Consider the following 17,524-nt stretch of genomic DNA (forward strand, 5'->3'; position numbering starts at 1 on the left):
ATGCCGATTCACCTCGAATGTCTGTCGCATACGCCGTTGCATGGCTATTTCGATCCGCTGCCCGAAGTGGTGGCCGAAGTCGAACGGGTCGGCCACGCCGCGCGCGAACGCGTGGAGGCCTTCAACCCCGACGTGATCGTTGCGTTCGCACCCGATCATTTCAACGGGTTCTTCTATGACGTGATGCCGCCGTTCTGCGTCGGCGCGCGTGCCGATGCGATTGGCGACTTCAAGAGCATGGCCGGTACGCTGCCGGTGCCTGAAGATCTCGCGCACACGCTCGCAGAGAACGTGCTCGCCGCCGATATCGACGTGGCGCTCTCGTACCGCATGCAGGTCGATCACGGTTGTGCGCAGGCGCTGGAAGTGCTCACGGGCGGCCTGGATCGCTATCCGGTGATTCCGGTTTTCATCAACTCCGTTGCGCCGCCCATGGCGACGCTGCGTCGTGCGCGTCTGCTCGGCGATGCCATTGGCCGCTTCTTTTCGCGCAGCGACAAGCGCGTGCTCGTGGTGGGCTCGGGCGGCATTTCGCACGAACCGCCGGTGCCGGAACTGTTCGGCGCGACGCCGGAAGTGGCCGAACGCCTGATCGCAGGCCGCAACCCCTCGGCGGATTCGCGCGCCGCGCGCCAGGCGCGCACTGTGGCCGCGGCGCAGTCGTTCACGGCGGGCGACAGCCCCTTGCATCCGCTCAATCCGGAATGGGACCGCGCGTTCCTCGCGCGCCTTGCATCGGGCGAGCTGACTTCCGTGGACGGCATGACCAACGCGGCCATCACGCGTGACGGCGGCAAGTCGGCGCACGAGATCCGCACGTGGGTCGCGGCATTCGGCGTGCTGGCCGCTTACGGCCCGTATCGCGCCTCGCTCGATTACTACCGCGAAATTCCCGAGTGGATTGCGGGTTTCGCCACCATGCATGCCACGCCCGACGCGGCTTGATAGAACAGTACGGACTCCGGATAATCAACATGTCAGATTCGAAACTCGTCGCGGCGCTGGCCGCCCGCCTGCACGAAGCCGAAGCTTCGCGCAACGTGATCGAACCGGTGCGCGGCGAGATCGCGTCGGACGATATCGCCACCGCTTACGCCGTTCAGCAAGCCAACGTCGATCGGCGCGTGGCGACCGGTGAGCGCATCGTGGGCCGCAAGATCGGCCTCACGTCGCTCGCCGTGCAAAAGCAGCTGGGCGTCGATCAGCCTGACTTCGGCGCGCTGTTCGCGTCGATGGCCTATGGCGATGCTGAAGCGATTCCGCTCTCGCAACTGATCCAGCCGAAGGTGGAAGCGGAAATCGCGCTCGTGCTGGAGCACGATCTCACGTTTGAAAAGCACACCTTCGTCGATATCCTGCGCGCCAGTGCGTACGCACTCGCGGCCATCGAAGTGGTGGACAGCCGCATCCAGAACTGGGACATCCGCTTCGTCGATACGGTGGCCGACAACGCCTCGAGCGCGCGCTTCGTCGTGGGCAGCCGCCCGGTGCCGCTCTCGCAAATCGACTTGACCGCATGCGCCATGGAACTCTCGCGCGACGGCGAAGTGCTCTCGCGCGGCAACGGCGCCGCATGCCTGGGCAATCCGCTCAACGCCGCCGTGTGGCTCGCCGACCGCATGGTCCGGCTCGGCACGCCGCTGCGTGCGGGCGACGTGGTGCTCACGGGTGCGCTCGGGCCCATGGTCGCCGTGAAGGAACCCGGCACGTACACCGCGCAGATCGAAGGCCTCGGCAGCGTTCGCGCGACTTTCTCAGCCTGATACAGGAATTCATATGGCTTCCGAAAAACTCAAGGCCGCGATCATCGGCTCCGGCAACATCGGCACGGATCTGATGATCAAGATCATGCGCAACAGCAAGCATCTGGAGATGGCGGCGATGGTCGGCATCGACCCGAACTCCGATGGCCTCGCGCGTGCCGCGCGCCTCGGCGTGGCGACCACACACGAAGGCGTGGTCGGTCTCACGCGCTTGCCGGTGTTCAACGACATCGACTTCGTGTTCGACGCGACTTCGGCCGGCGCGCATGTGAAGAACGACGCGCTGCTGCGCACGTTCAAGCCGACGATCCGCGTGATCGACCTCACGCCCGCCGCAATCGGCCCGTACTGCGTGCCGGTCGTGAATATCGACGCTCACATTGAAGCGCTCAACGTCAACGTGGTGACGTGTGGCGGCCAGGCCACGATTCCGATGGTCGCGGCGGTGTCGCGCGTCGCGAAGGTTCACTACGCTGAAATCGTTGCGTCGATCAGCAGCAAGTCGGCGGGCCCGGGCACGCGCGCCAACATCGACGAGTTCACGGAAACGACGTCGAAGGCGATCGAAGTGGTGGGCGGCGCGGCCAAGGGCAAGGCCATCATCGTGCTGAATCCGGCCGAGCCGCCCGTCATGATGCGCGACACGGTATATACGCTCTCCGAAATGGCCGACCGCGAGAAGGTTGAGCAATCCATCGAAGAGATGGTCGCGAAGGTACACGCCTACGTGCCGGGCTATCGCCTGAAGCAAAAGGTGCAATTCGATGAGATTCCGGCCAGCGCGCCTTTGAATATTCCGGGCCTCGGCAAGTTCAGCGGCCTGAAGACCTCGGTGTTCCTCGAAGTGGAAGGCGCCGCGCATTACCTGCCCGCTTACGCAGGCAATCTCGACATCATGACTTCCGCCGCGCTCGCCACCGCCGAACGCATGGCGCAGACGCTTCTGAGCGTGGAGGGATAAGACCATGAGCAAGAAACTCTATATCTCCGACGTGACGCTGCGCGACGGCAGCCACGCCATTCGCCATCAGTACTCGATCCAGAACGTGCAGGACATCGCCCGCGCGCTGGACAAAGCCAGGGTGGACAGCATCGAAGTCGCCCACGGCGACGGCCTGCAAGGTTCGAGCTTCAACTACGGCTTCGGCGCGCATAGCGACCTCGAATGGATCGAGGCGGTGGCCGATGTGGTCACTCACGCGCAGATCGCCACGCTGCTTCTGCCCGGCATCGGCACGATTCACGACCTGAAGGCCGCGTACAACGCGGGCGCGCGCATCGTGCGCGTGGCCACGCACTGCACGGAAGCCGACATTTCGAAGCAGCACATCGAATACGCGCGCGAACTGGGCATGGACACCGTGGGCTTCCTGATGATGAGCCACATGACCACGCCGGAAAACCTCGCGGTCGAAGCGAAGAAGATGGAAAGCTACGGCGCGACCTGCATTTACGTGGTCGATTCGGGCGGCGCGCTCACGATGAACGACGTGCGCGACCGTTTCCGTGCCGTCAAACAAGTGCTCAAGCCCGAAACGCAAACGGGCATGCACGCGCACCACAACCTCTCGCTGGGCGTGGCGAACTCGATCGTCGCGGTGGAAGAAGGGTGCGACCGCGTCGACGCATCGCTCGCCGGCATGGGTGCCGGCGCGGGCAACGCGCCGCTCGAAGTGTTCATCGGCGCGGCGGAACGTATGGGCTGGAACCACGGCACCGACCTCTACACGCTGATGGACGCCGCCGATGACATCGTGCGTCCGCTGCAGGACCGCCCGGTTCGCGTGGACCGGGAAACGCTCGCGCTTGGTTATGCGGGGGTGTATTCGAGCTTCCTGCGTCACTCGGAAGTGGCCGCGAAGAAGTACGGCCTGAAGACGGTGGACATTCTCGTCGAACTGGGCAAGCGCCGGATGGTGGGCGGCCAGGAAGACATGATCGTCGACGTGGCGCTCGATCTGAAAAAGCGCCAGGAAGCATTGCAGTCCTGATCAAGCGCGCCGCGCATCGCCTTTGGGTGGTGTGCGGCGTTGCCACAAATAGCCGCCGGGAAGAGCGGCTCGCCCATACATATGGAGACTTTTTATGACGTCGCGAACTAGTAGTGCTGGAGGAAGCGGAACGAGCAGCAAGGCAACCATCGCCCTGTGTCTGGCGATTGCGCTGCTCGAAGGGTTGGACCTGCAATCGGCGGGCGTAGCGGGGCCGCGCATGGCGAAGGAGTTTCATCTCGCCGTCGCGCAAATGGGCTGGGCGTTCAGCGCAGGCGCTATCGGCCTTCTGCCGGGTGCGGCGCTGGGCGGACGGCTTGCCGACCGCTTTGGCCGCAAGCGCGTGCTCATGTGGTCGGTGACGCTGTTCGGGCTTTTCTCGCTCGCCACGACCATGGTGTGGAATTTCGAAAGCCTGCTCGTCGCGCGTCTGCTCACGGGTCTCGGTCTCGGCGCAGCCATGCCGAACCTGATCGCGCTGTGCTCGGAGGCAGCGGGTCCGCAGCAGCGCAGCACGGCCGTGGGCGCGATGTACTGCGGCATGCCGTTCGGCGCGGCGGTTGCCGCCGTGATCGGCATGCTCGGCACGGGGGACGCGAGCTGGCGCCACGTGTTCTACGTCGGCGGTTTCGGCCCGATCGTGATGGTGCCGCTGCTTGGCGTGTTCCTGCGCGAGTCGCAGCAGTTCGTTGCCGCGCAAGCTTCGAAGGTCGCGAAGGAGGGCGCGCCGACCGTGGCGCAAGCGCTCTGGCAAGAGGGCCGCGCGCGCACCACCATTGCGCTATGGATCAGCTACCTCGGCACCTTGATCGTGCTGTACTTCCTGATGAACTGGCTGCCCTCGATGGTGCTCGCACGCGGCCTCACGCGCGTGCAGTCGAACCTCGTGCTGATGCTGTTCAACATCGGCGGCGGCGTCGGAGCCGTTGCGATCGCAACGATCATGGATCGCTTTGGCCGCCGCGGTACCGTGATCGGGATGTACATCGGCATCGTGGTGGCGCTCAGCGTGCTCGCAAGCGCGGGCGGCGCAAGCTCGACGGCCGTGGGTGGCCTGCTGTGCGGCTTCTTTATCGTGGGTGGTCAGTCGGTGCTTTACGCACTCGCCGGCCATGCGTATCCCACGGAAGTGCGCGGCACGGGTGTGGGCGCGGCAGTGGCCGTGGGGCGTCTGGGTTCGATTCTCGGGCCGCTCGTGGCGGGGCAACTGTTCGCACTCGGCCAGAGCCCCTCGATGCTGGTGGGTTCGAGCATCCCGCTCGTCGTGATCGCGGCGCTTGCCGCGCTCAGCGTGGTGGGTGCATTCAAGCAGCGCAGCGCGTTGGGCGCACAGGGCGCATGATTTTGAAGGGGAGAAGGCACGCGCCTTCTCCGGCATGGGTTATCAAGTCTTAAAGGATGGTCATCATGACGGGTACGGCACAAGCAATCACCGAAGCCTCGACGAGCAAGTTCGCGCGCGTGAAGGACGGCGAGGTCGAGTTCCAGATTCATTACAACGACGCGGGCGAAGGCGCCGAAACCGTCGTGATGCTGCATGGCTCGGGTCCGGGCGCGAGCGGCTGGGCCAACTTCAACCGCAACGTCGAACCGCTCGTCGCGGCGGGGTACCGCGTGATCCTGATGGACTGCCCGGGCTGGAGCAAGAGCGATCCGATCGTCTGCACAAGCTCGCGCTCGGACCTGAACGGCCGCGTGCTCAAGGGCCTGCTCGACGTGCTCGACATCGAGCGCGTGCATATTCTCGGTAATTCGATGGGCGGGCATAGCGCCGTTGCGTTCGCACTGGCGAACCCGCAACGCGTGGGCAAGCTCGTGCTGATGGGCGGCGGCACCGGCGGCCCGAGCAGCTTCGTGCCGATGCCCACCGAAGGCATCAAGCTGCTGCAAGGGCTCTATCGCGATCCGACGATCGAGAACCTCAAGCGCATGATGAACGTGTTCGTGTACGACGCGAGCGCGCTCACCGACGAGCTGATGCAAACGCGCCTCGACAACATGCTCGCGCGCCGCGACCACCTGGAAAACTTCGTGAAGAGCCTCGCTGCGTTCCCGAAGCAGTTCAGCGACTACGGCCCGCGCCTCGGGGAAATCGCCGCGCCCACGCTCGTGATCTGGGGCCGCGACGACCGCTTCGTGCCGATGGATATCGGCTTGCGTCTGCTGGCCGGCATGCAGAACGCGCAACTGCACGTGTTCAACCGTTGCGGCCACTGGGCGCAATGGGAGCATGCGCAAGCGTTCAACCGCATGGTGATCGACTTCCTGCAGCACTAAGACTCGAGAGCCCTTGCAGTAACGATGCGGCGCACCTCGCGGTGTGCCGCTTTTTTATTGGGGCGGTCGCATTGCGTTTGCAAACCGGCTTTTGTGTGACGAAACCGTGAGTCAATGTACCGTCAACCGGTTCGCCTAAAGGCAAACCCACATTAGCGTAAAACGAAACGATTCGCCATTGACAAATTAAACCTGCCCCACCTATGATCGGCATCACTGCCTGGAGACGCGCGAACCGCACGCGTCCCGGCGAGCCGCGCAAGGCGCGCAAGACGCCGCGCATCAACGGTCTGCCCGGGCCCGCCTGGGTGAACCGGAGTCATGTTTGGAGACAGGCAGATGCCCCAATCGATCGCCCCGGACCGCCGGTCCGAAGCCGCGCGCGCGTACGCTACGCCCGCACAGAATTCCTCGCAGCAAGACGACGCGCTCTATCGCAAGGTGTCCGCGCGCGTCATTCCTTTCCTGTTCGTTTGCTACGTCGTCTCGTTCCTTGACCGCATCAACATCGGCTTCGCGCAGTTGCAGATGAAGCACGACCTGGGCTTCAGCGACGCGATGTACGGGCTCGGCGCCGCCGTGTTCTACGTGGGCTACGTGCTGTGCGAAGTGCCGAGCAACATGCTGCTTGCGCGCTTCGGCGCGCGCCGCACGTTCATGCGCATCATGCTGCTGTGGGGCATTGCCTCGACCAGCATGATGTTCGTGTCGAGCCCCACGCAGTTCTATGCGCTGCGCTTTTTGCTGGGCGTGTTCGAGGCGGGCTTCTTTCCGGGTATCGTGCTCTATCTCACGTACTGGTATCCTGCGCGCCGCCGCGCAGCCGTGTTCTCGATCTTCTTCGCGGGCGTGGCGGTGGCGGGCGTGCTGGGCGGCCTCATCTCGGGCTGGATCATGCGCGACATGGCCGGCGTGGCGGGATTCGCCGGCTGGCGCTGGATGTTCCTGATCGAAGGGCTGCCGGCCGTGCTGCTCGGCCTCATGGCGGCGTTCTGGCTCGTGGACGGACCCGAGAAGGCGCGCTGGCTGACCGATGCAGAAAAGGCACAACTCCTCGCACAACGCGACGGCGAAGGCGATCACGCGCACTCCACGCGTTCGTTCGGGGCGGCGCTGCGCAACCCGCGCGTGTATTTGTTCGCGTTCATCTACTTCTCGCTGACCTGTGCCTCGCTCACGCTGAACTTCTGGATGCCGCTCATGATCCGCGACTTCGGCGTGCATGACGTGCTGGCGATCAGCCTCTACACCGTCATTCCGAATGCGGTGGGCGCGGTGGGCCTTATGTGGATCGCGCGCCGCTCGGACCGGCGTGGCGAACGGCGCTGGCATTTCGCGGCGTGCACCGTAGGCGGCGGCATCGCATTGGCGCTGCTCACGCTGCATCTTGCGAGCTTCGCCGCGATGATGGCGATTCTTTCGATCGCAGCTGTGCTGATCTTCGCCGCGTTGCCGATCTTCTGGGCGGTCCCTTCGGCGTATCTCACGGGCAAGGCCGCCGCTGCGGGCATCGCGCTCATCAGCAGTATCGGCATTACGAGCGGCATTGTGAGCCCATGGGCAATCGGGCTCATCAAGACGCAAACGGGCAGCATGGATAACGCGCTGTATCTGCTCGCGGCGTTGCTGGTAGTGAGTGGTGCGGCGTTGGTGGTTGGTGTGCCGGCGGTGAAGGCTGGCCGCTGAGCGCACCTCACGCAGGCATGAGTAGCGTGCGCCAGCTCGGCCAGCGCCTGCTGAACATTCGCAATGGTGGTGGCGCAGCAAATTTCATTCCGCATCCCCTTGCGAATGCAACCTTGAAGTCACTGCTGCCCCGCAAGCTCCTCCAGCAGCCAGTCGCGAAACGCAACCAGCACGGGATGGCGCTGAGCACGCTCCGGGTAGACGAGGTAGTACGAGCGCGAGCTTGGCACCGCTTCGAACGGGCTGAGCAGCCGGTTTTCCTTCAATTCGTCTTCCAACAGCATGCGCGGCACGAGGCCTACGCCGATACCGGCCACGACTGCCTGGATCAGATGCGAGGTCAGTTCGAAACTCGGGCCCGGCCGCAGCGCGTCGTGAGGCAAACCGAAGTGCGCGCACCATTCGCGCCATGCGTCGGGAAAGCTGCGCACGCGCAGCAGCGTGAGCCCTTCGAGGGATTCGATGGTCGGCGCTGCAGCCCTGCGCCTCGATTTTCGCGCGAGGGGCAAGGCGGCAGGGTTGCCGACCAGCACCAGCTCTTCCGCGTAGAGCCTGTGTGCCGTCACACCCGGCCAGCGGCCGTCGCCCACCACGATGGCGGCGTCGAGGTCCTGGGTCGAAAAGTCGGCGGCCTCGATGCGCGAGTCGAGATCGATCTGCAAATCGGGGTGCGCCTGGTAGAAGCGGTGCAGGCGCGGCAGCAGCCACTTGGCGCCGAACGTCGGCAGGGTCGCAACGCGCAGCTGCGTTTTTGGCGCGTTGGACGTGAGGGCCTGCAGCGTCGCGCTGCGGATCAGCGTGAGCGCGTGCGAGATCTCGGCCATATAGGCGCGGCCGGTATCCGTCGGGATGATGCGCTTGCCCTCGCGCGTGAAGAGCGCAAGCTCGAGCATCGCCTCGAGCGCCTGAACCTGGCGGCTCACAGCGCTCTGCGTGAGCGACAGCTCCTCGGCCGCACGCGTGAAGCTCTCATGCCGCGCGGACGCTTCGAACGCGAGCAGCAGCGACATGGAAGGCGTGAGCTTGCGAAAATTCATGCATAAACCTCATGATCAACCCAACGAATATACGTTTGCCCGGTGGCGGCCGGGGACGCGACAATGCCTTGCCGGAAAGGGAATAGTGCGCCCAAGGCGAGACTTCGAGAACGATATGACAATTGCTCCGCTTACCATTGGCGAATTCAGAAAGCCGCTGATCCGTCAATTTTTGCATGAATTGGAGACGTCGGGTTTCGAAGGCGAGGTGGATGCGACTCACGCGACGCGCACGGTGCTGGCCACGGACAATTCGATCTACCAGCGCTATCCGCAAGCGGTGGTGTTTCCGCGCCATGCGAAGGACGTCGCACGCCTCGCGAGCCTGCTGGGGCGCGAGGCGTTTCGCGGCGTGGCGGTTGCGGCGCGCGGCGGCGGCACGGGCACGAACGGGCAATCGCTGACCGAAGGCATCGTGGTCGATATGTCGAGGCATATGAACCGCATCCTCGAAATCGATCCCGTTGCGCGCACGGCCAGAGTGGAGGCTGGTGTCGTCAAGGATCAGCTCAATGCCGAACTGAAGCGGCACGGACTCTTTTTCGCGCCGGAGCTATCGACTTCGAACCGCGCGACCATCGGCGGCATGATCAGCACGGATGCGAGCGGGCAGGGCAGTTGCACCTACGGGAAAACGCGCGACCATGTGCTCGCGCTGGAAACGGTCCTGGTCGGCGGTGAGTGTCTGTCGAGCGTGCCGGTCGATCATGCCGCACTTATGGCGCTCTGTGTGCGCAAGGACAAGGTCGGCGAAGTTTTCCGCATCGCGCGGGACATCAGCGAGCGCGAAGCCGACCTGATACGCGAGCGCTTTCCCGAACTGAACCGCTGCCTGACAGGTTACGACCTCGCCCATTTGCGTGACGGCGAAGGGCGCTTCGACATCAATAGCGTGCTGTGCGGCTCGGAAGGCACGCTCGGCTTTATCGTCGAGGCGACGCTGAACGTGCTGCCGGTTCCGAAGCACGCCGCGCTCGTCAATATCCGCTATGAGGGTTTCATGGATGCCCTGCGCGACGCGCGCGCGTTGATGGCCCATCGTCCGCTCTCGATCGAAACCGTGGACTCCACGGTGCTGCGGCTGGCGCGCGAGGATATCGTCTGGCAAAGCGTGGCCGGGTATTTCCCCGACGACGAAGGGATTGAAGGCGGTGCGAGCGGCATCAACATGGTCGAATTCAGCGGCGACGATGCGGACGAATTGCGCGCGCGCGTGGCGGCGTTCGCTGAGCACCTGGGTGCCGACGTGAGCGTCAGGCGCCTGGGACATACGATCGCCGACGGTGAGGCGGCGATCAATCGTGTCTATGCGATGCGCAAGCGTGCGGTGGGCCTGCTCGGCAACGCACGCGGCGCGAGCCGCCCGCAGCCCTTCGTGGAAGACACGGCCGTCCCGCCCGAAAATCTTGCCGACTATATTGCGGAGTTTCGGGCGCTGCTAGATGGTTTTGGTTTGCGCTACGGTATGTTTGGCCACGTCGACGCCGGCGTGCTCCACGTGCGCCCCGCGCTCGATATGCGCAATCCCGACGAGGCCGCACTCGTGCGCCCCATTTCGGATGCCGTGACCGCCTTGACGATGAAGTATGGCGGCCTGCTGTGGGGTGAGCATGGCAAGGGCGTGCGCTCGGAGTACGTGCCCGGGTATTTCGGCCCTTTGTATCCCGCGCTACAGCGGCTCAAGGCAGCATTCGATGCGCACAATCAGCTCAATCCCGGCAAGATCGCCACGCCAGCGGGGGCGAGTGCGGCGCTGTTGAGGATCGACGCGACGACGCTGCGCGGCGAACTGGACCGGCGCATAGACGAGCGTGTCTGGCAGGCCAATGCCGACGCCGTTCAATGCAACGGCAACGGCGCCTGCTACAACTTCGACCCGAACGACGCCATGTGTCCGTCCTGGAAAGCCACACGCGAGCGCGTGCATTCGCCGAAGGGCCGGGCTTCGTTAATGCGCGAATGGTTGCGTATGCAACAGGATGCCGGAGCGGATCTCACGGCTGTGCCAGCCGCGGCGGCGTTGCCGGTGCGCATGCTCAATAGCGCGCGCAAACGCCAGGGCGAGCAAGACTTCTCGCATGAGGTTTATGACGCCATGGCGGGTTGCCTCTCGTGCAAGTCATGTGTGGGGCAATGCCCCGTGAAAGTGAGCGTGCCCGAGTTTCGCGCACGCTTTCTGGAGCTCTATCACACGCGCTATTTGCGGCCGCTGCGCGACTATTTGACCGGCGCACTCGAATTCACGGTGCCGCGCGTGGCGGCGTTGCCTGGAGCGAGAAGCGCATACAACGCGGTGATGGGCACGGATCTCGTCAAATCGTTGCTTGCGCGCTGTCTTGGCCTTGTCGATAGCCCGTTGTTGAGCCGTGTGTCATGGCGCGGTGCGCTGCGCCGCTCGGGAGCGGAGGTCGCAACGCCCGAACGCCTTTCGATGCTGGGCGTTGCCGGGCGCCAGCGCAGCGTGATCGTGGTGCAGGACGCGTTCACGCGCTACTTTGAAACGCCGGTCGCCTCCGCGTTTCTGGAACTCGCCGCGCGGCTTGGGTTCAAGGTATTCGTCGCGCCTTATCTGCCGAATGGCAAGCCATTGCACGTGCAGGGGTTTCTGCCGCAGTTTCGCCGGGCCGCGCGGCGCAATGCGGCGCAACTGACCGCGCTTGCGAAATCGGGTGTGCCGCTGGTTGGCATCGATCCGGCTATGACGCTCGTGTACCGCCAGGAGTACCGCAAGGTGGAAGGCATCGAAACCGTACCCGACGTTCAGTTGCCGCAGGAATGGCTGATCGGCGCATTGCGCACGCGCGCAATAACGCCGCGGGCGTCTGGCTCGTTCAGCCTGCTACCGCATTGCACCGAGCGCACCAACGCAAGTGCCGCCGCGCTCTTGTGGAAAGACGTATTCGCCGCGGCAGGCCTCGCGCTCGCGATGCCAGCTAGCGGTTGCTGCGGCATGTCGGGCACCTACGGTCACGAGGCGCGCAATCGCGCGACCTCGGAAACGATCTTCGAGCAATCGTGGGCGCGACATGTCGATGCGGAATCGACGTCGGCGCATGGGGCGGAAGAACTGCTCGCCACGGGTTATTCGTGCCGCTGCCAGGTGAAGCGCTTGCGCGGGCGCCAGTTGCGTCACCCCATTCAGGCTTTGCTGGACGCCCTGCGCTAACCCGGATCAGTAGTCCCAACGGCCCCGGTCGTGCCATTCGCGTTCGCGCCACTGCCGCTCGCGCCATTCATGCTCACGACGTTCGCGCTCGCGCCACTCGTGCTCGCGCCAGCCCCGCGCGCGCCAGTCGTTGTCGCCTCTCCAGTCGGTCTGGACGGGAGCCGGCGCATAGGCTGCGCCTGGCGCGTCAACGCCCACGGCCACATCCACGTGGGCCAATGCAGCGGTCGAAGCCGCCAACGCCGTTGCGCCCAGGATCAGGCCGAAAATCGTCTTCTTCATATCGCCACTCCTTCGCACGCTGCGTGCGTTTTTGATGAGCACGGTTCGGAGTGTAGGCGTCGCCCCCGGACACAGGTGAAACGGTGCTGCGAGATTGGTAACAACGCGTTATGCGCATGCCGCGTTGCCGCTGTGTAAATGTCATTGCGAATTGATCAGTACCACGATGGATTTATCGTGATGGAGCATGCTGCACTCCGACCCCTCGAGTGAGGCGGCGCGGGCGTTTGCCATTGGCGCAATCCTGGGTACACTCAAAGGCGAACCGCGAGTCGAGTTCTAGCTGTGTCGCGCCCGCTCTCCAGCCAGCTTTTTGCGCCCGATGCCAAAACGAATCTTGCTAGTCGATGACAACCGCGACGTCGCGGATGCACTCGCGGCGCTCGTCGAGTTCGAAGGTCATCAAGCCCGATGCGCCGCCGACGGACAAGAGGCCCTGCTCGTTGCCGGGTCGTTCCTTCCCGAACTTGCCGTCGTGGACTGGAAGCTTCCGGACATGAGCGGCGGCGAGCTGGTAGGTCAGCTTCGGCTCAACCCCGCGCTGTCGCATACCCGGTACGTTCTGCTATCGGGACACATCGACCCGGATATCGCGACCAGGGCTGCCGCAGCCGGTTTCGACAAATGTCTGACGAAACCGGTGCGGCTAGAAGACCTGCTGGCCTGCCTGTGACGCCGGTTTGACCGGCTGCCGCTTCGGCGCCGGTTGCCCTCCGTGGCGATCTTGACGGGTACCGCCCGGACCCGGAACAATAATTGCGCACTCTGTCTGGCTCGTGCGCAGCCTCGAGTCTCCACGAACATCGTCGTTCCGATATCCAGCAGCGTCTCCTCGGAGCAGCGTCGCGTCATGAACAAGGAAGTTCCACCGCCGATCGAGCGCCCTTCAACCCGCTGGCCGGGTGAAATGGCAGAGCGCATCGCTGCATTCGACTGGAGCGACACGGCGCTCGGCCCTCGCGAAACGTGGTCGGCGAGCCTTGTCGCCGCGATCAATATGCTCCTCGCCTCGCCTTCTCCGCTCGTCATGCTTTGGGGCCACGAAGGCACGATGGTCTACAACGACGCCTACGCGGTTTTCGCGGGCAGCCGGCATCCGTTCCTGCTCGGCAAACCGGTCGAAACCGGCTGGCCGGAAGTGGCGGCGTTCAACCGCAATGTCGTCGATACGTGCCTCGCCGGCGGCACGCTGGCCTTCCAGGACAAGCAGCTCGTGCTGTATCGCGAAGGTCACGCCGAAGACGTCTGGTTGGACCTGAGCTACAGCCCGGTTTTCGAAGACGACGAGCGGCCGGCGGGCGTCATCGCCATCGTGTTCGAAACGACCGCGAAGATACTGGCGGAAAGGCAGCGCAAGGTCGCCGAAGACGCGCTGCTGCAACTGACCCAGACACTGGAGCAGCGCGTAGCCGAGGAAGTGGGGGCGCGCGCGGCGATGGAGGAGCGGCTGCGTCAGGCGCAAAAGCTGGAGGCGATCGGCAGTCTCACGGGCGGCGTGGCGCACGACTTCAACAACGTCCTGCAGGTCATCTCCGCCAACCTGCAGCTCATCGATCTTTCGACGAAAGGCAACGCCGCGCTCGAGCGGCGCGTGGCTGCGGTCAGCAACGCGGTGTCGCGCGGCGCGAAACTCGCCGCGCAATTGCTGGCCTTTGCGCGAAGGCAACCACTCGCGCCGGCCGTTCTGAATCCCTTCCGGCTGGTCGAAGGCATAGCCGAGATGCTTCACCGCACGTTGCCGGAGACGATCGAACTCGCCATAGTGCCTGCGCAAGAGAGCTGGAATATCTGTGCAGACCGAAGTCAGCTGGAAAGCGCGCTTCTGAATCTGGTCATCAACTCGCGCGATGCGATAGACGGACCCGGACGCATCGGCGTTTGTCTCGCGAACATCGATGCAAGCAACGATGAACTGGCGCGCCGCGATGGCGTGCCAGCGGGCGAATATGTGCGCCTGAGCGTTTCGGACTCGGGCAGCGGCATGCCCGACCACGTGAAAGCGCGCGTGTTCGAACCGTTCTTCACCACGAAGGCCGAGGGTCAGGGAACGGGACTGGGCTTGAGCATGGTGCACGGGTTCGTGGCACAGAGTTCGGGCCACGTTTTCATTGAAAGCGCGGAAGGCCTGGGCACGACAGTCAGCCTCTATTTCCCGCGCAGCCTGGAAGCGGAATACGACGCTTACAAGCTGGCCGTTGCGAGACAGGAGCGAGGCGGCGAGACCATTCTCGTTGTCGAAGACGACGCCGACGTTCGCATTGCCGCGATCGAAATGCTGGCCCAGCTCGGCTACAAGGTGCTTTCCGCGCAAGATGGCGAAAGCGCGCTCAAGCTGATCCAGAGCGGTCAGCGTTTCGACCTCCTGTTCACGGATGTCGTGACGCCGGGCACGGTGAGAAGCAGCGAACTGGCTCGTATTGCGAGCGGGCCGCCCTATTACGCCGAGGTCCTGTTTGCCTCTGGCTACACACGCGACGTCATTTTCCACGACGGCAAGCTCGACGAAGGTGTCGCGCTCATTAGCAAGCCATATCGATACGACGAGCTTGCCGTTGCAGTGCGCAATGCGCTCAACAAGACCGACTGACGCAGTTTCCGCGTCAGGTCTTCAAGCCGGTTTGCGCGCGTCCGAGCGGCGCCAGGTCATCGACCGTTGCGCGCCCGACGAAAGTTTCCGGAGAATACGTGGCGGTAGACCTTGCGGAAGTTCGCTTCGATCCAGCGCTCGACTGAACCGCCGTCGCAGTGCGCGGAAAGACCCAGCGACTCGGAGCCGGGCGGCCGGCGGCGCAGCCGGTCTGCATAAACCGGCACGTGATCCGGGTCGAAATGCACGCGGCCTTCGCTTTCGGTGCGCCACAGCCGGTTCAGGAACACGCGCGCCTGTGTGAGCTCCGGCGACTGGCGCGCCAGCACTTGCGGCTTCGACCAGTAGACACCGTAGATCTGCGGCTTGCTTGAGGCCAACTGGCCGAAGTATTTGTCTTCGGCGCGATGAAGCAGCTTGCGGTCGAGATCGTTGCGCTCGACATAGTCCGCAATGTCGTTGTCCCACTGCTCCACGAGCGAGCGGTCGAATACCTTGCGGATGACACAGGCGCCGCGCGCCTTCACGAGCGCGATCTGCTCCGCGCTCACCCGGTTCCCGACGATGTCCGCGAACGCGATTTCGGGGATGACCGGCTCACCCCGGTCGCGAAGCTGGGCAATACGATGCGCCTCTTCGTACATGGCCGATTCGACCTCGGCGAACACGGCCTGGTAGTTGGGCAGTTTTTCCCGCAATTCCTGCTTGGCCTTGCGGATAGCCGCGGGCAGGTCGTCGATATGCAAAGCCATTTCGTTGTCTCCACCCTGGTGATTTCGAATGATGGGAGCGTACGCCGGCGCAGCCTTGGCCAGTGATATTATTGAGTCAATCTTTTTGTAGTTTCGGCCATGAAAGCAGCGTACGAGCACGTCGACTTCGGCAGCTTCTGTTCGGTGCGGGTATACCACCGGCGCTTGCCGCGCATTCCGTTCGAATGGCATCACCACCCGGAATACGAACTCACGCTGACGATGAACGCACGCTGACGAGACATTTCGTGCAGCACACGGGCGAAAGCGTGGGGCAGTACATCGCGCGCGTTCGAATCGGCCATGCCTGCCGGCTGTTGACCGACACGCAGATGCCCATCTCCGTGGTTGCCACCCGCTCAGGGTTCCCCAACGCCGCGAATTTCAACCGGCAGTTCAAGGCCACAAAAGCGTTGACGCCGGTGGCCTACCGACAGCAATTCACGGGCGCCAAACGTGCCGAGGATCATGCTGCGCCGTCCCTGACCGAGCGCTCGCCTTCTCTCGAGTCTGCGCGGCGGATGGCGGGAATCGGCCGCACGCGGGATCGAGTCATCGCAAACGGACCCAGGCGAACCGTAAGCAAGTCGCAATGATTCACTATGCCTGGTCGCGTCAGCGATTTCCCTGGAGTGCTGTCATTAGCGCCAGGAATGTGGTGATATAGCGAAAAATCGCACGGTCGGACAGAAAATTCACGCTCGATAAGAAATGCCCAAACAAAGGAGACGGTCCATGAGGATGTTGCGCTCGTTGCTGGTTGGTGCGGTTGTATCGTCGGCGTTGGTAGCGGGGGCCGCGCAAGCGGAGACTGTCAAGATTGCCTTCATCGATCCGCTTTCCGGCTTGATGGCGTCACTCGGAACGAACCAGCTGCACAGCTGGCAATACACGGCCGAATTCGCCAACGAGCATAACTGGGCAAACGGCATGAAGTTCGAGGTGGTCGGATTCGACAACAAGCTTTCGCCGCAGGAAAGCCTGACCCTGCTGAACCAGGCCGCTGACCAGGGCATTCGCTATATCGTGCAGGGCAACGGCTCGTCGGTCGGCCTCGCGCTGGAGGATGCGGTCGCCAAGTACAACTCGCGCAATCCGGGCAAGGAAATCGTCTACCTGAACTACGCCGCGGTGGACCCGGCCATGACCAACGCCCGGTGCGACTTCTGGCACTTCCGCTTCGACGCCAACGCCGATATGAAGATGGATGCGCTCACCACATTCCTCGCGCGCGACAAGGACATCAAGAAGGTCTACCTCATCAATCAGGACTACTCGTTTGGTCACGACGTTTCGCGCGTGGCGCGCGAGGACCTGAAGAGCAAGCGCCCGGATATCGTGATCGTCGGCGACGATTTTCATCCGCTCGCGCGCGTGAAGGACTTCTCGCCTTACGCCACCAAGATCAAGGCGTCGGGCGCCGACACGGTGATCACGGGCAACTGGGGCAGCGACCTCGCATTGCTCGTGAAAGCGAGCAAGGACGCGGGCGTGACGTCCAACTTCTATACCTACTACGCAGGCACGACCGGCGTGCCGACGGCCATGGGCGCGTCCGGCGCCGACCATGTGAAGTACGTGGGCGTGTTCGGCCCGAACACGGCGAACAACCCGCCGGTGGTGGGGCAGATCATCGAGGGCTACAAGAAGAAGTACAACGACGACTATTACCTGGCTACGGCCTATGCCGCCATCGAAATGCTGAGCAAGGCGATGAACGCGACGAAGTCGACCGATCCCGTCAAGGTGGCCAAGGCCATGGAGGGCATGACGGTCGACGGCATGAACGGTCCGGTGGCGATGCGCGCCGCCGATCACCAGGCGCAACAGTCGCTCGTGATCGCGACATGGACCAAGGCGGACGGCAAAACGGTAAAGTACGACCAGGAGAACACCGGCTATGGCTGGCGCACCGACGTCCAGCTTGGGCCGACCGCGGCAACGCAGCCGACCACTTGCCAGATGAAGCGCCCGGGCTGAACG

General features: G+C 63.8%; 13 protein-coding genes and 2 pseudogenes. 12 read left to right on the forward strand and 3 right to left on the reverse strand.

The features are described 5' to 3' along the window. From M3I54_RS15760 to M3I54_RS15790, 7 genes are all read left to right on the forward strand, one after another. Entirely contained in the window at positions 1-945 is a 945-nt protein-coding gene (locus tag M3I54_RS15760; RefSeq protein WP_254337370.1) for a 3-carboxyethylcatechol 2,3-dioxygenase, read from the forward strand. A 29-nt stretch (positions 946-974) separates the two neighbouring features. After that, the gene (gene mhpD, locus M3I54_RS15765) at positions 975-1,763 is read left to right on the forward strand and encodes a 2-keto-4-pentenoate hydratase (protein ID WP_254337372.1); all 789 of its coding nucleotides are present in this window, start codon (positions 975-977) and stop codon (positions 1,761-1,763) included. Positions 1,764-1,776: 13 nt separating this feature from the next. Continuing rightward, positions 1,777-2,724, forward strand: coding sequence for an acetaldehyde dehydrogenase (acetylating) (locus tag M3I54_RS15770; protein ID WP_254337374.1), 948 nt, complete (start codon positions 1,777-1,779; stop codon positions 2,722-2,724). A gap of 4 nt (positions 2,725-2,728) precedes the next feature. After that, entirely contained in the window at positions 2,729-3,754 is a 1,026-nt protein-coding gene (gene dmpG, locus M3I54_RS15775) for a 4-hydroxy-2-oxovalerate aldolase (RefSeq protein WP_254337376.1), read from the forward strand. A 94-nt stretch (positions 3,755-3,848) separates the two neighbouring features. Then, positions 3,849-5,096: a 3-(3-hydroxy-phenyl)propionate transporter MhpT gene (gene mhpT / locus M3I54_RS15780; RefSeq protein WP_254337379.1), complete on the forward strand. Its 1,248-nt coding sequence runs from the start codon at positions 3,849-3,851 to the stop codon at positions 5,094-5,096. A gap of 65 nt (positions 5,097-5,161) precedes the next feature. Then, positions 5,162-6,031: an alpha/beta fold hydrolase gene (locus tag M3I54_RS15785; protein WP_254337382.1), complete on the forward strand. Its 870-nt coding sequence runs from the start codon at positions 5,162-5,164 to the stop codon at positions 6,029-6,031. A gap of 339 nt (positions 6,032-6,370) precedes the next feature. Continuing rightward, the gene (locus M3I54_RS15790; protein WP_254337384.1) at positions 6,371-7,717 is read left to right on the forward strand and encodes an MFS transporter; all 1,347 of its coding nucleotides are present in this window, start codon (positions 6,371-6,373) and stop codon (positions 7,715-7,717) included. 119 nt (positions 7,718-7,836) lie between these two features. On the opposite strand, the gene M3I54_RS15795 is transcribed toward M3I54_RS15790, so the two are convergent. Then, positions 7,837-8,754 (reverse strand): LysR substrate-binding domain-containing protein, encoded by a 918-nt coding sequence (locus M3I54_RS15795; RefSeq protein ID WP_254337386.1) that lies wholly within the window; start codon positions 8,752-8,754, stop codon positions 7,837-7,839. Between the two features lie 115 nt (positions 8,755-8,869). On the opposite strand from M3I54_RS15795, the gene M3I54_RS15800 reads away from it, so the two are divergent. Next, complete coding sequence (locus M3I54_RS15800) at positions 8,870-11,920, forward strand: FAD-binding and (Fe-S)-binding domain-containing protein (protein WP_254337388.1); 3,051 nt, start codon at positions 8,870-8,872, stop codon at positions 11,918-11,920. A 6-nt stretch (positions 11,921-11,926) separates the two neighbouring features. Here the strand turns inward: M3I54_RS15800 and M3I54_RS15805 are convergent, their stop codons facing one another. Continuing rightward, positions 11,927-12,202 (reverse strand): hypothetical protein, encoded by a 276-nt coding sequence (locus M3I54_RS15805; protein WP_254337390.1) that lies wholly within the window; start codon positions 12,200-12,202, stop codon positions 11,927-11,929. Positions 12,203-12,524: 322 nt separating this feature from the next. Here M3I54_RS15805 and M3I54_RS15810 point away from each other — a divergent pair, with 322 nt between their 5' ends. Together M3I54_RS15810 and M3I54_RS15815 are read left to right on the forward strand one after the other, a co-directional pair. Then, the gene (locus tag M3I54_RS15810; RefSeq protein ID WP_254337392.1) at positions 12,525-12,875 is read left to right on the forward strand and encodes a response regulator; all 351 of its coding nucleotides are present in this window, start codon (positions 12,525-12,527) and stop codon (positions 12,873-12,875) included. Positions 12,876-13,052: 177 nt separating this feature from the next. After that, positions 13,053-14,789, forward strand: a complete 1,737-nt coding sequence (locus tag M3I54_RS15815; protein ID WP_254337394.1) for an ATP-binding protein — start codon at positions 13,053-13,055, stop codon at positions 14,787-14,789. 77 nt (positions 14,790-14,866) lie between these two features. On the opposite strand, the pseudogene M3I54_RS15820 reads toward M3I54_RS15815, so the two are convergent. Continuing rightward, a pseudogene (locus M3I54_RS15820) lies at positions 14,867-15,541 on the reverse strand (YbiU family protein); the annotation flags it as partial. 99 nt (positions 15,542-15,640) lie between these two features. Here M3I54_RS15820 and M3I54_RS15825 point away from each other — a divergent pair. Next, a pseudogene (locus tag M3I54_RS15825) lies at positions 15,641-16,137 on the forward strand (helix-turn-helix domain-containing protein). A 139-nt stretch (positions 16,138-16,276) separates the two neighbouring features. Further along, the gene (locus M3I54_RS15830) at positions 16,277-17,521 is read left to right on the forward strand and encodes a branched-chain amino acid ABC transporter substrate-binding protein (RefSeq protein WP_254337397.1); all 1,245 of its coding nucleotides are present in this window, start codon (positions 16,277-16,279) and stop codon (positions 17,519-17,521) included. Positions 17,522-17,524 lie beyond the last annotated feature (3 nt).

Source organism: Paraburkholderia sp. CNPSo 3274 (assembly GCF_024206475.1).
Lineage (GTDB): Bacteria > Pseudomonadota > Gammaproteobacteria > Burkholderiales > Burkholderiaceae > Paraburkholderia.